We start from the raw sequence: 14,325 nt of genomic DNA, 5'->3' as shown, positions 1-14,325 counted from the left end.
AGGTCAAAGCCTTCGGCAACCCCGGAGCCAGAACGCCCCAAGACACGAAAAGCGGCATATCGGGATGCCGCTTTTCCATTCCAAGGGGAGCGCCTCACTCCCCCTGCCTCAGAGACGTCTCAACTCGGGTCGGGCGTGGTCTCATGCGGATTGCGTTCGACGACCTTGTCGATCAGGCCGAACTCGCAGGCTTCATTGGCCGAAAGATAGCTGTCACGCTCGAGCTTCTGCTCGATCTGCTCCAGCGTCTGCCCGGTATGTTCGCGATAGATCTCATTCAGGCGCTGACGGATGATCAGGATTTCACGGGCCTGGATCTCGATGTCCGAAGCCTGACCCTGCGCACCGCCGGAAGGCTGGTGAACCATTACGCGGGCATTCGGAAGAGCATAACGGTGGCCCTTCTCGCCGCCTGCCAGCAGCAGGGATCCCATAGACGCGGCCTGACCGATGCAGACGGTGCTGACGGGGCAGCGGATGTACTGCATGGTGTCATAGATCGCGAGACCGGCGGAAACGACACCGCCCGGGCTGTTGATGTAGAACGAGATTTCCTTGGTGGGATTCACGCTCTCCAGATAGAGAAGCTGTGCGCAGATCAGGGACGAGACCTGATCATAGACGGGTCCGGTCAGGAAAATGATGCGCTCCTGAAGGAGACGCGAAAAGATGTCGAAAGAGCGCTCTCCGCGGGCAGTCTGCTCGACCACCATCGGCACCAGAGAGTTGCTAAACACCTCGAGGGGATCACGATCCCGAATGGTCATGCTGTCTGTTCCTCAATGCCCGATGGGCTTTCTTCTGTTCCCTAACATGGACCCGACATGGCGTTCCGTCAAAGGGAGCAGGCAGGAAAAAACGGGCACCCCGAAGAGTGCCCGCTGGTTCCCGCGCCGAAAGATCAGAGTTCGGCGGGCGGAATTTCGGCCAGTTCTTCCGGCGTCACTTCCTTGTCGGTGACATCGGCCAGCTCGATCAGATAATCGACGACCTTGTTTTCCAGGATCGGGCCACGGAGCCCTTCGACAGCCTGCGGGTTCTTGGAGAAGAACTCGAAAACCATCTGTTCCTGACCCGGGTAACGCTGGGCTTCCTGCTGCATCGCACCAAGAAGCTCCTCGCGGGAGACCTGGATTTCCTGCTTGCGGCCGATTTCAGCCAGCAGCAGACCAAGCTTTACGCGACGCTCTGCAATACGACGGTAGTCAGCCTTGAGGGTCTCTTCGTCCTTGCCGGCGTCTTCCTCGTCCAGACGACCAGCCTTGCGGTCTTCTTCGACGCGGGCCCAGATCTGGTTGAACTCGGCATCAACCATGCTGGACGGAGCTTCGAAGTCCGTCTTCTCGGACAGGGCGTCCAGAAGGTCGCGCTTGATGCGCAGACGCGACAGCTGCTGGTATTCACCCTCAGCCTGCTCGGTGATGATCTTGCGGATCTGCTCGAGGTTCTCGAAGCCAATCGTCTTGGCCAGTTCGTCGTCGATAGCCGGATCAACAGCCTTCTTCAGGGACTTTGCCTTGACGTCGAAGGTCACGGCCTTGCCGGCCAGTTCGGCAGCCTGGTAGTCGGCCGGGAACGTCACGTTGATGACGCGCTCTTCGCCAGCCTTCATGCCTTCCATCTGCTCGGCGAAGCCGGGGATGAAGCCTTCGCCACCGATTTCGACGTTCACGTCATCAGCCGTGCCACCGTCGAACGGCGTGCCGTCCAGCTTGCCCACGAAATCGACGCACAGGACATCGCCCTTGGCGGCCGGACGGTCTTCCTCGATCGTCTCGAACTTGCGGCTGCGACGGGCCACGTCGTTCAGGGCCTTGTCGACGGTCTCTTCGCTGACCTTGGCGCCAAGGCGCGTCAGCTTCAGGCCGGACAGGTCAGGAACTTCGATTTCCGGGAGAACTTCAGTCTCAACCTTGAATTCGAGATCCTTGCCGTCTTCGATAGCGGAGACCACATCGACCTTCGGCTGCATGGCCGGACGGATCTTCTGCTCTTCGAACAGCTTGGCCGTGGCGTCATTGACGGCTTCTTCAAGCAGTTCCGCATTCACGGACGCGCCATAGCGCTGCTTGACGAGGGAGGCCGGCACCTTGCCAGGACGGAAGCCCGGAAGCTTGATCGTCTTAGCGACTTCAGCGAGTTGCGCATCGCGGCGGGCCTGCAGGTCAGCAGACGGGACAACGACGGTGAAGGCGCGCTTAAGTCCTTCGTTGAGCGTGGGCGTAACCTGCATGAGCCAGGCGATCCTCTCGGTCGGTAGGTTGGTCAAATCTCTTTCTCGGGAAGCCGGGTTGGTGCGGGCGGAGGGACTTGAACCCCCACGACTTGCGCCACCAGAACCTAAATCTGGCGTGTCTACCAATTTCACCACGCCCGCAGCGCTCGGCTTCCAGGTTCGTGTTACCGAACCTCGGAAGCGCGGCCTTTAGCGCATGAAACGCCACTTCACAACAGGGATGCGTCCGGCTTTTTGTTCAAAGCCTCATGTGCAAGACGCGTGGCAGCCGCACGCGCAGGCCCCAGAGGCAGGTCCAGATCCTCGGCCACAGGCCATCCGCCATGGGCCTTTCCGGCCTGGATCCCGGCTTCTCCATGCAGCCAGACGCCCGCACAGCAGCCTTCCCAGACATCCATTCCCGCAGCAAGCAACGTCCCGATCACGCCCGTGAGGGTGTCACCGGAGCCTGCGGTCGCGAGCGCCGAAGAGGCATGGGTATTAATGGCCAGACGGCCATCCGGCGCTGCAATAATCGTGTCCGGCCCTTTCATGACCACAACCGCATTGATGCGTTTTGCGGCCGCAAGCGCAGCATCCAGCCGGCTGCCTTCGACCGGACCGAAGAGTTTGCGGAACTCTCCGATATGAGGCGTGATGGCTGCGACACCTTTTAGGCGGGACAGATCCTGCGCACCCCATGACAGGGCACCGGCATCCGCAAGGACAGTGCGCCCGGCTTTCAGAAGCTGCGGAAGCGTGTCTGCAACTTCGTCCTCGGTAAGGCCCGGGCCACAGATCCAGACCTTGCGGCGGGCATCTTCAAGGAGTTTGGACAGCGGCGCATCGTCCACGATCAGGCCGGGATCGCCGAGTTGATAGGCCGGAGCCCCCTCACCTGCGGAAATCCGGACGAGCCCTGCCCCGCTGCGACGGGCACCACGCGCCGAGAGACGGGTTGCTCCGGGCATTTCGGCACCCCCGCACAAACTGACAACGCCACGGCGGTATTTGTAGTCACCATCGCCAGAGACAGGCGGGGTCCACAGACCAGGCTGGTTATGCTGCACGACAGGCGTAATACCTTCCCAGGCCTGCTCAGGCATGCCGATATCGGCGCAGATCACTTCGCCACACAGATCGGAGCCGGGTTGCAGGACATGACCGGGGCGCGGGCGGACGAACGTAACCGTCAGAACGCAGTCGCGCGCCTTGCCGAGAATTTCCCCCGAAGCACCCGCAACACCGCTTGGCATGTCGATTGCGACAACCTGGCGGGCCGCAGCCAGAACCGATGCGACATCGTCGCTGACGGGCCGCTTCAGTCCGGAACCAAATACCGCATCCACCACCAGATCGGCGCTGGCCAACTCTTCTGCGGTAAATGGCACCGTCGGGCCTGTCCAGCAGGCGGCCATTGCGGCGGCGGGCGTACCGGGTTTCGGGCTGGCAAGAGCAGCCACACGGACCGACCAACCCCAGCGCGCCAGATTGCAGGCAACGACATAGCCGTCTCCGCCATTGTTCCCCGGACCACACGCGACTGTCACGCGGCAGGGTGAAAAGCGGTTGCGGATGACGCGTGCGACGGCCCATCCGGCATTTTCCATAAGCCGCGTGGACGGGAGAATAGCCGCGGCTGCGCGATCCATGCGGTCGCTTTCCTCGGGGAGCAGCAATACGAAGGGATGACTGGACATGACGGGGCGTTCTCCTGCTGTGTCTCATGACAGAAAGCATGACCGGCTTCTGCGTTGCTTTATCGTGATGGCCAGCCGCGATGTGCCTGACGCGTTCCCTCTGGCGCTCATGGGGCCGCGTCGGGTATTCAGGGAAATGCTTCGGGAATGTTTTTCCCCTTTTTTCCAATTTTCAACCATGACGAGGATCAATGACAGGATCGATCATCTGGAGCCTCGTGCTCGCAATTCATGTGCTGTGCATGACTTACTGGGTCGGCGGGTCGGTTTATTCGACTCTCGTCGTCCGCTCCACCGTCGGGCTGCTTGATCCGGGGCCACGGAACTCCGTCCTGCTTCAGGGCTATACGCGGTTTTTCCGTGGGCTCTATCAGGTCGTACCGTTCTCGCTGCTGAGCGGCTGGGCCCTGATTTTCCATGAAGGCGGTTTTGCGGCCGTGCCCTGGACCGTCAATGCGATGCAGCTTCTTGGCCTGGTCATGGCGGTGATCTTCATCCTGACCGTTCAGGGCCCGTTCCGTCGTGCACGGCGCGCCATGCGTCCCCAGCCTGCCCTGTTCGACACCCTGCGCAGCCGGACGGCCATGATGGCAGGGCTGGGTGTGCTGACCATTCTTGTCGCAGCAATGGCACGCGGCATCTGAAATCGTATGCGATACGGCGCTTTTCGGGCCGTATCGCTTGCCATTCCTGCCATTTACCGATAACGCACCAGTTATAGCTGCGGGTAATTATCCCGCCCTCAACTCCGGCCCACGCCTGTCCGGGTGTGCACCGTCAACGAGAGTCTCGAGAGTCATTTGAGCGCGAAAACGACCTCCGGTCCTTCCAAGCCCCGTACGACTGCCCCCTCCAAACGCGGACGCACTTCTGCTTCGCGGACCGCTGCAGCCGAAACTTCCCCGAATATTGCAGAGACAGGCGAGACGCCTGCGGCCGATGAAACTCCGGTCGCCAAGGCTCCACGTACGCGTCGCTCGAAGACCGCCGCACCGGTCGCAGAAGAAGCAGGGGCAGCGAAGGCCACCACACGTCGTCCGCGCAAGACGGCATCGCCTGCGGTCGAGCCTGCTGCTGAAGACGCAGCTCCCGTTGCAAAGACCGTCGGACGTCGCCGGAAGGCTGCGGCAGCACCGGAAGTGACCGAAGATGCCGCTCCGGCGACCCCGGCTCCCCGTCGTCGCCGTGCCACGAAGGCGGTAGAGGACGTGGCTGAGGTTACGGAGACCGCTACTCCCAAACGCCGTGGCCGCCCCCGCAAGACGCCCGTTGTGGAAGAGCAGCCTGTCGCAGAAACGGTGACCGACGAGGTTGCCGAGGCCCCTGTGGCGCCGCGTCGGCGTGGTCGTCCCCGCAAGGTGGATGTCGCCGCTGCTGCTGCTGCAACTCCTGTGGAAGCACCGGTAGAGAAGAAAGCACGCTCGCCCCGTCGCAAGGCGGCTGCTCCGGTCGAAGAACCTGCTGCCCCTGTCGCGGAAGAAACGCCTGTCGTTCAGGCCGAGCCGGCCAAAAGCGAAAAGGCTCCGCCACGTCGTCGCCGCGCCAAACCGGTTGTGGAAGAGCCCGTCGCAATCGTCGAAGAGACGGTTGAGACGCCAGCCGTGGTCGAAGCCGTGGCTGTTGTTGAAGCTGAAGGCGCTTCCGACAAGCCGCGTTTTGCCGATCTTGGGCTGGGCGAGCCAATCATGCGCGCCATCGAGGAGCTGGGTTACGAACACCCCACTCCCATTCAGGCCCAGGCCATTCCTGAAGTCCTGAAGGGCCATGACGTTTTGGGTGTCGCCCAGACCGGAACCGGCAAGACGGCATCCTTCACGCTGCCAATGCTCCAGAAGCTGGCCGGCTCCCGCGCCCGCGCCCGGATGCCGCGCTCGCTGATCCTGGAACCGACGCGCGAACTGGCGCTGCAGGTTGCCGAGAACTTCAAGCTCTATGGCAAATATCTGCGCCTGACGCATGCGCTGCTGATCGGTGGCGAAAGCATGGCCGAGCAGCGCGACGTGCTGAACCGCGGCGTGGATGTCCTGATTGCAACTCCGGGTCGCCTTCTCGATCTGTTCGGACGCGGCGGCCTGCTTCTGACGCAGACCAGCACGCTCGTGATCGATGAAGCCGACCGCATGCTGGACATGGGCTTCATTCCGGATATCGAAAAGATCGTGGGTCTCCTCCCCGCACATCGTCAGACGCTGTTCTTCTCCGCCACTATGGCGCCGGAAATTCGTCGTCTGGCTGATGCCTTCCTCAGGCATCCGGTTGAAATCACGGTCTCCCGTCAGTCCTCTGTGGCAACGACGATTGAAGAAGCGCTGGTCATCGTGCCGGAAGACGAGAAGCGTCGCACGCTCAAAAAGCTGCTGCGTCGCGAAAACGTCCAGAGCGCGATCATATTCTGCAATCGCAAGCGCGATGTGGACATGATCCAGCAGTACCTGACGAAGCACGGAATCGAGGCCGGCCATCTTCACGGTGATCTGGCCCAGTCGCTTCGCTTCTCGACGCTGGAGCGTTTCCGATCCGGGGAACTCAAATTCCTCGTATGCTCGGACGTCGCAGCACGCGGAATTGACATCGGCGGCCTGTCGCATGTCTTTAATTACGATCTGCCGTTCAACGCCGAGGACTACGTCCATCGCATCGGACGCACCGGCCGCGCGGGCAAGGAAGGTCATGCCTTCAGTCTGGCCACGCCCCGCGATCGCAAGCTGCTTGAAGCCATTGAAGCCCTGACAGGCAAGGTCATCGCACGTCCGGCCCTCGAAGGCATCACAACCGTGGACTGGGCTCCGGAAGAAGGCGAGCGTCGCCCGACAGAAGCCGCCCCCCTGCCTCACAGGAGGTGGCGGAAGACGGAGAGCAGCGGGGGCGCAAGCGTCGCCGTGGTGGCCGCAAGCGCAACCGTGGGGATCGCGAGGAGCACGAGACCGTTCAGGTAGCTTCGGTTGCCGTGGTCGAGGCGCCTGTCAGTCACCGTTCGGTCGAACTGGCTCCCGCCTTTGAAAACGATGGACCGAAAACCGGCTTTGGCGGTGACACGCCTGCGTTCATGCTGGTTCCACGCCGCAGGAAAGTGACGGTTTCCGCCAGCACTGATCCTGCCGCTCCTGTTCAGCATGATGGGCGCCATTACGGTAATGAATGAGACCCTGACCGGAGTTGCAGAACTCCGGATTGAAGGACTGGGTGCAGCAGGCGACGGCGTTGCGCATGTTGATGGTCAGAGCGTTTTCATTCCCGGTGCATTGCCCGGTGAAGACGTTCGGGCCCGCCTTGTTCCCGACCATCCTGAACTGATTGAAATCGTTCGCCCTTCCCCTGAGCGTGTGACGCCTCCGTGCAGCCTGTTTGGCGAATGCGGAGGCTGTGCATTGCAGCATCTTTCCCTTCCGGCTCTGCTGGACTGGAAGGCGCAGCGCGTCATGCGTGCCCTAACGGCGGCCGGATTTACGGATCTTCCGCCTGCTACGCTGTACCAGACGAAGCCGCTGACGCGGCGGCGTATGGATTTTGCAGTCCAGCGCGTGCCAGGCGGTGTGGTGATCGGACTGCATCGCCGGAATGGTGATCCGGTGGACATGACGGAATGTCACGTCCTGCATCCCGATCTTTTCGCACTTCTACAGCCTCTGCGTGAGGTTCTGGGAAGTCTTGGCGCTCTGACGGGGCGTGGAAGCCTGATGGTCAACCTGCTCGACAGCGGGCCTGACCTGACGCTTCAAACTCCGGCACCCCTGACGAGTGCCGACCGCCTCAAGCTGGCAGCATTTGCCCGCGAGCATAACCTATCGCGGATTTCCTGGCAGGATCCGAAGGATCTGGGCATCGAAACGGTTGCCCAGTCTGGTGCCGTCCGGGAAGATTTTGGGGGCGTGATCGTCTCCCCGCCTCCTTCCGCCTTTCTTCAGGCGACGGCAGATGCCGAAAAGGCCATTGTCACCGCTGTTGTGGACGGGCTGCCGTCGCTCAACAAAAAGGACGTAACGGTCGAACTGTTTGCCGGATGCGGGACGCTGACGTTCCCAATGTCCGAAAAAGGCCGGGTTATGGCCTATGAAGGCAACCTGGCGGCCGCGAACTGCCTGAAGGCTGCCTCCGGCGGACGCCGCGTTGATGGATTTCATCGGGACCTGGGGCGTCAGCCGCTTCTGCCGCATGATCTGAAATCGACGCGCGCCGTGGTTCTTGATCCGCCTTATGCGGGCGCAGGCGCGCAGACGATGCCTTTGGCCAAATCGGCCGTGCCAGACATCGTTTATGTGAGCTGCAATCCAGCCGCGCTTGAAAAAGACGGCAAGGCTCTGTGGAACGCAGGCTTTTCGGTCATCGGCCTGACGATCGTGGACCAGTTCCTGTGGTCCACGGAAGTCGAAGCCGTGGTCGTGTTGTCACGGGACGTGAAGCGGATCAGACGTGAAAACTCTCGCCGCAGCCGCAGCGACCTTTCTCGTTCGGATTCCTGAACGTGAAACCGGATTCGAGGTCCTTGACCTCGTAATCCATGACAGTCCCGGTCAGGAACAGGGTGGCCTTGCGATCCACCAGCAAGGTCACGTCCTGATCCTCGACCCGTTCATCCGTCGGCTGCGGGGCTGTCACGAAGTTCATTTCATAAGACAGTCCCGAGCACCCGCGCGTTCCCACGCTGATGCGCAGAAGCTGGCCCTGATGTGAGCCGGCGTAAAGAGCTTTCAGGCGCTTGGCTGCCTGATCGGACAGGGTCATGAGGGCGGGCAGCGGGCGGCGCGTTGCGACGTCGGACATGAAGGTTTTTTCCGGATCAGAACATGTTGAGGGCAAGACGGGCATCGTCGCTCATGCGGCTCATATCCCACGGCGGATCCCAGACGATTTCGACAGTGGCCTGACTGACACCCGGAACATGGGACACAGCATCGCGCACCATCTCCGGCAGTTCCTGCGCACTGGGGCAATTGGGCGCCGTCAGCGTCATCTCGATATGCACGCGGCCGTCATCATGCAGATCGATCGCGTAGATCAGACCGAGTTCGTAGATGTTGACCGGGATTTCAGGGTCATACACCGTCGCGATGGCCGCGATGACCGCTTCCTGATCTGGCGCCGTCCCTGTTGCGGGGACAGCAGCTGTGTCTTCACTGGTTGTGATATCGGTCATGGCTTCACTCATGTGAGCATCATCCGGGCCCGTTCAAGGCCTTCGATCAGCGCATCGATCTCTTCAGTCGTGGTGTAGATGCCAAAGCTGGCGCGCGCGGTGGCATGAACACCAAGACGACGCACCAGAGGTTCGGCACAATGCTGCCCGGCACGGATGGCAATTCCGAGCTGATCCAGCAGGGTTGCCAGATCATGCGGATGCGCCCCGTCCATGACGAAGGAGATCACGCCCCCGCGCTCCTTCGGTTCGCCCAGGATGCGCAGACTGTTGATGCCACGCATCTTTTCCAGCGCATAGGACGTCAGCTCGGCTTCATGGCGCGAGATGGCGTCATAACCGATCTCTTCCACAAAACGGACAGCCGCCCCAAGACCGATCGTCTCCAGAATGGCGGGCGTACCGGCCTCGAACTTGTGCGGAACATGCGCCCAGGTGGCACGCTCAAAGGACACGTTCTGGATCATGTCACCACCGCCCATGAAAGGCGGCATGATGTCCAGCAGCTCCATCTTTCCCCAGAGTGCCCCGATCCCTGTGGGACCGTAGAGCTTGTGACCGGTGAAGGTGAAGAAATCTGCTCCGATGGCCTGCACATCAATCTTGCGGTGCACCACCGACTGCGATCCGTCCAGCAGGATGCGAGCGCCATAAGCGTGAGCGATTTCCGTCAGTTTCCGGGCCGGGGTGATCGTTCCTAGAACATTGGACATGTGCGTGACGGCAACAAGCGCCACCTTGCCATCCGACAGAAGCGCTTCATAAGCGTCCAGATCAATATCGCCAGCGTCATTGATGGGGGCGACGCGCAGTTCGATACCTGCACGATCCCGCAGCATGAGCCAGGGCACGATATTGGCGTGATGCTCAAGCTCCGAAATCAGGACCGCCTGCCCCGGCTTCAGCATGCTGCCGAAACTGTGCGCCACGAGGTTGATGGCCTCGGTGCTGTTACGGGTGAAGACAATTTCCCGATGATCGGGCGCATTCAGAAGACGGGCCACGTCATGACGGGCGCGCTCATAGGCTTCCGTCGTGCGCTCGCTCATCCAGTGCAGGCCGCGATGGATATTGGCATACTGGTGATACGCCGCATCCCGCATGGCCTCGATTACGACATCCGGCTTCTGGGACGAGGCCGCGCTGTCGAGAAAGACCAGAGGCCGACCATGAACGGTCTCGTTCAGGATCGGGAAATGGGCGCGGATTTCCGACAGATCCATCCTGGTACGGCTGTCAGCGACGGTCATGACGTCATGCTCCGCAGCAGAAGATCACGCAGACCTTCGTCGGAAACCAGATCCAGCGCATCGATCAGGAAGGCTCGAACCAGAATGTCACGCGCCTCTGCTTCCGGAATACCGCGGGAACGCAGATAGAAGAGCTGCTCGTCATCAAGCGCACCGACAGTGGCGCCATGGCTGCACTTGACGTCGTCCGCATAGATTTCCAGCTCGGGCTTGCTGTTGATCTGTGCCCGTTCGGACAGCAGCAGCGCCTGGTTCATCTGGTAGCCGTCAGTTTTCTGGGCCACGCGATCAACGAGGATCTTGCCCTGGAAAATACCCTGCCCGGCGTCGGACAGAACCGTCTTGACGGTCTGGCGCGAGCTGCCGTCGGGGGCAGCATGATGGATCATGGACGTCAGGTCGTTCAGGCGCTGCCCATCGACGATTTGCACACCATTCACATGCGCCATGGCATGAGGGGCGCCCAGTGTCACAACAGCTTCGTGACGCGCAAGGCTGCTGCCCTGGTTCAGGGTGAAGCTGTCATATTCGCCTTTCTCCGCCACATCGGCCGAGACGATGGCGAGATGCGTGGCGATCAGGCTCTCACGCTGTACCTTGACGTGACGCAGGGTCGCCCCCTTGCCCACGACGATATCGAAACGCGGATTGGCGATATAACGCCCCTCACCTGCACTGACATCATACAGCGTTAGGGACGCGCCGTCTTCCAGCACGATGCGATGCTGAAGATGCGTCGAAACATTCTGCCCGTCGGACAGGCTGACGAGCGTCAGAAGACCCGCATCCGTTCCAGCGGGAACACGAATGTCGAGGCCTCTTTCGCCAAGCGCCGTATTCAGCGTCGCGGAAAACACTCCCTTAAGCGGAGAGACGTTTTCCGAAGCCTGCCGAACTGCTTCCGGCAGAGCCGACAACGCGTCCAGAAGCTGACCATTGCCATAGACCACGCGGGCGCCCGTTTCAGGCAGAACCAGACGACCTAGCAGCGCAGTGGCGGTTTCGGTCGTCAGGGGCGCAGCCTTCTGCCACGCCGTATCCGCAATCGAACGCAGCGGCGTATAACGCCAGGCTTCGATGCGACGCGTTGGCAGCCCCGTTTCGGCCAGCGCCGCACCCTGACCAGCGGAACGCGCAACAAACGCCTCCAGAGCCGGAACAGCGTTCTGCATCACGGTTGGGGCTCCGCTCACGCTGCCGCCTCGAGGAACTGGGTATAACCCTGCTTCTCAAGCGTCTTGGCGATATCGGGGCCGCCGCTGTGAATGATGCGACCATGCGCCATGACATGCACGCGGTCCGGCACGATGTAATCGAGCAGGCGCTGATGATGGGTGATGACCAGAGCCGAGAAATCCGGGCTGCGCAGGGAGTTCACGCCTTCGGCCACGATGCGCAGGGCATCAATATCCAGACCGCTATCCGTCTCGTCAAGAATGGCGAAAGACGGCTGGAGCAGACGCATCTGGAGCACTTCGTTGCGCTTCTTCTCACCGCCCGAGAAACCGACATTAACCGCACGCTTGAGCATGTCGTCGGACATAGACAGGTGCTTGGTCTCGGCACGGACAGCCTTGAGGAAAGCCACGGCATCCAGCTCAGCTTCGCCACGCGCCCGGCGAACGGCATTCACGGCAGTGCGCAGGAAGTTCGCGTTGTTCACACCCGGCAGTTCGACCGGCGACTGAAACGCGAGGAACAGGCCAAGCGCGGCACGCTCTTCGGGTTCGAGCGCCAGCAGGTCCTGCCCCTTGAACGTGGCGGACCCACCCGTGACTTCGTAGTCGTCACGACCGGCGAGCACATAGGACAGCGTGGATTTACCCGAACCGTTCGGCCCCATGATGGCGTGGATTTCGCCCTTGGGCACTTCGAGATCGAGGCCCTTGAGGATGTCCTTGGGCGTGCCATCGGCGTCGATGCGGGCCTGAAGACCCTGAATTTTCAGAAAATCGCTCATATTAACCCACACTTCCTTCGAGGCTGATCTGCAGAAGCTTCTGCGCCTCGACCGCGAATTCCATCGGGAGCTCCTTGAGCACCTCGCGGCAGAAACCATTGACGATCAGACCGACTGCATCTTCTTCCGAAAGCCCGCGCGAGCGGCAGTAGAAGAGCTGGTCTTCAGAGATTTTTGACGTGGTCGCTTCATGCTCCACGCGCGCCGTCATGTTGCGGCTTTCGATATAGGGCACCGTATGCGCGCCGCACTGGTCGCCGATCAGAAGGCTGTCGCACTGCGTGAAATTGCGTGCGTTCCGCGCCTTCGGCTGCATGCGGACCAGACCGCGATAGGTGCTGTCAGACTGCCCCGCCGAAATGGTCTTGGCGATGATCGTCGAACGCGTATTCGGCGCCAGATGGATCATCTTCGTGCCCGTATCGGCCTGCTGGTGATTATTGGTCACCGCAACCGAATAGAACTCGCCAACCGATCCCTCACCGGCCAGCACGCAGGACGGGTATTTCCAGGTAATGGCAGACCCGGTTTCGACCTGCGTCCAGGAAATCTTGGAGCGCGCGCCACGGCAGATGCCACGCTTGGTGACGAAATTATAGATGCCGCCACGGCCTTCATCATCGCCCGGATACCAGTTCTGGACGGTGGAATACTTGATCGAGGCGTCTTCCATCGCGATCAGCTCGACCACGGCCGCATGAAGCTGGTTTTCGTCACGCTGTGGCGCCGTGCAGCCTTCCAGATACGAGACGGTCGCGCGATCTTCGGCGATAATCAGCGTGCGTTCGAACTGCCCGGTATTGCGCGCATTGATGCGGAAATAGGTGGATAGTTCCATCGGGCAGCGGACGCCCTCGGGGATGTAGACGAACGAACCATCCGTGAAGACGGCAGAATTCAGGGCCGCAAAAAAATTGTCTCCGGCCGGGACAACAGTGCCCAGATACTTCCGGACCAGTTCGGGATATTCACGAATGGCGTCGGAAATCGGGCAGAAGATCACACCGGCTTCGGCAAGGGTCTTGCGGAAGGTCGTTGCGACGGACACGCTGTCAAAAACGGCATCCACGGCGATGGGCAGACGCTCCTCGGCACCTTCGACACCGGCAAGCAAAGCCTGCTCATGCAGGGGAATGCCCAGCTTGGCATAGGTCTTGAGCAGCTCGGGATCGACTTCCTCGAGGCTCTTGGGGCCGGGCTTCTTCTTGGGCTGTGCGAAGTAATGCGCGTCCTGATAATCGATCGGCGGGTGATGGATATGGGCCCAGATCGGCTCTTCCATTTCCAGCCAGGCGCGGAAAGCCTTCAGACGCCAGTCCAGCATCCACTGCGGCTCACCCTTGCGCTCGGAGATCAGGCGCACCGTCTCTTTGTTGAGGCCCTTGGGCGCGATATCCATCTCGATATCGGTCTCGAAACCCCATTCGTAGCTGGATTTCGCGAGTTTTTCGACTGTCTCGCGGGTTTCCGTCACGGCTGGCATGGTATGTTGTCCTTAACTGACCGCGTCGGTCACAGAGGAGGTCTCCGCTCCAACGGGGGCGACAGGTGCGGTTGCGGGACCACGCTTTGGCAAGCGCTCCGCGCGACGGCCCATATCCGCCAGTGTGATGCTGTTGAGTGTATTGAGAATGGCATCGTTCACGACATCCCACTGCCCGGACAGACCGCACAGGGAACTGTGCTCGCACTCGCGACCGTCACAGCAGGCGGTGATGGCAATAGGTCCGTCCACCGCGGCGATAACGGCCGCAACAGTGACTTTTTCAAGCTCACCGGACAGGCGGTATCCGCCTCTTGCACCACGATGGGAAAGCACCAGTCCGCTGGAGGCCAGACCCTTGAGAAGCTTGGCGACGGTAGGTTCGGGGACGCCGGTTTCCACCGCAAGAGCTGCTGCTGTTGCCAGTCCTTCGTGACGACCGAGATGGACCAGAAGGACAGTGGCGTAATCGGCCAGTTTTGACAGCCTCAGCATCGCTTGCACACTCACATCTTGTTCTAATTCAAGACTTGCTAAGTCCTGATTTGTTCCAAATGGCCCATACCGGAGCAAAGGTCAAGAC

General features: G+C 61.0%; 14 protein-coding genes and 1 tRNA gene. 4 read left to right on the top strand and 11 right to left on the bottom strand.

The genetic code is table 11. The annotated features are described in order from the left end of the window. Nucleotides 1–119: 119 nt before the first annotated feature. From ACJ2A4_RS00675 to ACJ2A4_RS00660, 4 genes are all read right to left on the bottom strand, one after another. Entirely contained in the window at nt 120–767 is a 648-nt protein-coding gene (locus ACJ2A4_RS00675; RefSeq protein WP_408873204.1) for an ATP-dependent Clp protease proteolytic subunit, read from the bottom strand. A gap of 134 nt (nt 768–901) precedes the next feature. Next, nucleotides 902–2,233 carry a trigger factor gene (gene tig, locus ACJ2A4_RS00670; protein WP_408873203.1) on the bottom strand — a complete coding sequence of 444 codons (1,332 nt, stop codon included), beginning with the start codon at nt 2,231–2,233 and terminating at the stop codon, nt 902–904. A gap of 59 nt (nt 2,234–2,292) precedes the next feature. Then, nucleotides 2,293–2,377 (bottom strand) — tRNA-Leu (locus ACJ2A4_RS00665). A 68-nt stretch (nt 2,378–2,445) separates the two neighbouring features. Continuing rightward, complete coding sequence (locus ACJ2A4_RS00660) at nt 2,446–3,915, bottom strand: NAD(P)H-hydrate dehydratase (protein ID WP_408873202.1); 1,470 nt, start codon at nt 3,913–3,915, stop codon at nt 2,446–2,448. A gap of 191 nt (nt 3,916–4,106) precedes the next feature. Here ACJ2A4_RS00660 and ACJ2A4_RS00655 point away from each other — a divergent pair, with 191 nt between their 5' ends. The 4 genes from ACJ2A4_RS00655 to ACJ2A4_RS00640 all read left to right on the top strand — a co-directional run bounded on the left by ACJ2A4_RS00655 (nt 4,107) and on the right by ACJ2A4_RS00640 (nt 8,375). Next, nucleotides 4,107–4,559 (top strand): hypothetical protein, encoded by a 453-nt coding sequence (locus ACJ2A4_RS00655; RefSeq protein ID WP_408873201.1) that lies wholly within the window; start codon nt 4,107–4,109, stop codon nt 4,557–4,559. Nucleotides 4,560–4,715: 156 nt separating this feature from the next. After that, nucleotides 4,716–6,851, top strand: a complete 2,136-nt coding sequence (locus tag ACJ2A4_RS00650) for a DEAD/DEAH box helicase (RefSeq protein WP_408873200.1) — start codon at nt 4,716–4,718, stop codon at nt 6,849–6,851. An 11-nt stretch (nt 6,852–6,862) separates the two neighbouring features. Next, complete coding sequence (locus tag ACJ2A4_RS00645; protein ID WP_408873199.1) at nt 6,863–7,057, top strand: hypothetical protein; 195 nt, start codon at nt 6,863–6,865, stop codon at nt 7,055–7,057. Beyond that, the gene (locus ACJ2A4_RS00640) at nt 7,050–8,375 is read left to right on the top strand and encodes a class I SAM-dependent RNA methyltransferase (RefSeq protein ID WP_408873198.1); all 1,326 of its coding nucleotides are present in this window, start codon (nt 7,050–7,052) and stop codon (nt 8,373–8,375) included. The genes ACJ2A4_RS00645 and ACJ2A4_RS00640 overlap by 8 nt, the downstream gene beginning before the upstream one ends. Here the strand turns inward: ACJ2A4_RS00640 and ACJ2A4_RS00635 are convergent. The 7 genes from ACJ2A4_RS00635 to ACJ2A4_RS00605 are packed head-to-tail and all read right to left on the bottom strand — an operon-like array spanning nt 8,320 to nt 14,237. Then, nucleotides 8,320–8,676 (bottom strand): iron-sulfur cluster assembly accessory protein, encoded by a 357-nt coding sequence (locus ACJ2A4_RS00635; RefSeq protein WP_062510147.1) that lies wholly within the window; start codon nt 8,674–8,676, stop codon nt 8,320–8,322. The genes ACJ2A4_RS00640 and ACJ2A4_RS00635 overlap by 56 nt on opposite strands. Before the next feature lie 16 nt (nt 8,677–8,692). After that, a complete protein-coding gene (locus tag ACJ2A4_RS00630; protein ID WP_041110500.1) occupies nt 8,693–9,061 on the bottom strand; it encodes an SUF system Fe-S cluster assembly protein in 369 nt (122 codons plus the stop codon). Continuing rightward, entirely contained in the window at nt 9,058–10,299 is a 1,242-nt protein-coding gene (locus ACJ2A4_RS00625; protein WP_408873197.1) for a cysteine desulfurase, read from the bottom strand. Before ACJ2A4_RS00625 ends, ACJ2A4_RS00630 begins: the two co-directional genes overlap by 4 nt. Further along, entirely contained in the window at nt 10,296–11,471 is a 1,176-nt protein-coding gene (gene sufD, locus ACJ2A4_RS00620) for a Fe-S cluster assembly protein SufD (protein ID WP_408874058.1), read from the bottom strand. The genes ACJ2A4_RS00625 and sufD overlap by 4 nt, the downstream gene beginning before the upstream one ends. A gap of 17 nt (nt 11,472–11,488) precedes the next feature. Then, on the bottom strand, nt 11,489–12,259 hold the full coding sequence (sufC, locus tag ACJ2A4_RS00615) for a Fe-S cluster assembly ATPase SufC (protein ID WP_062510140.1): 771 nt from the start codon (nt 12,257–12,259) through the stop codon (nt 11,489–11,491). Between the two features lies 1 nt (nt 12,260). Continuing rightward, entirely contained in the window at nt 12,261–13,742 is a 1,482-nt protein-coding gene (gene sufB / locus ACJ2A4_RS00610) for a Fe-S cluster assembly protein SufB (RefSeq protein ID WP_408873196.1), read from the bottom strand. A gap of 12 nt (nt 13,743–13,754) precedes the next feature. Next, the gene (locus ACJ2A4_RS00605) at nt 13,755–14,237 is read right to left on the bottom strand and encodes an SUF system Fe-S cluster assembly regulator (protein WP_194258828.1); all 483 of its coding nucleotides are present in this window, start codon (nt 14,235–14,237) and stop codon (nt 13,755–13,757) included. Between the last annotated feature and the right edge of the window lie 88 nt (nt 14,238–14,325).

It is taken from the genome of Gluconobacter roseus (genome assembly GCF_046058915.1).
Classification (GTDB): domain Bacteria; phylum Pseudomonadota; class Alphaproteobacteria; order Acetobacterales; family Acetobacteraceae; genus Gluconobacter; species Gluconobacter roseus_A.
This window is presented reverse-complemented; position numbering and strand designations above follow the sequence as displayed.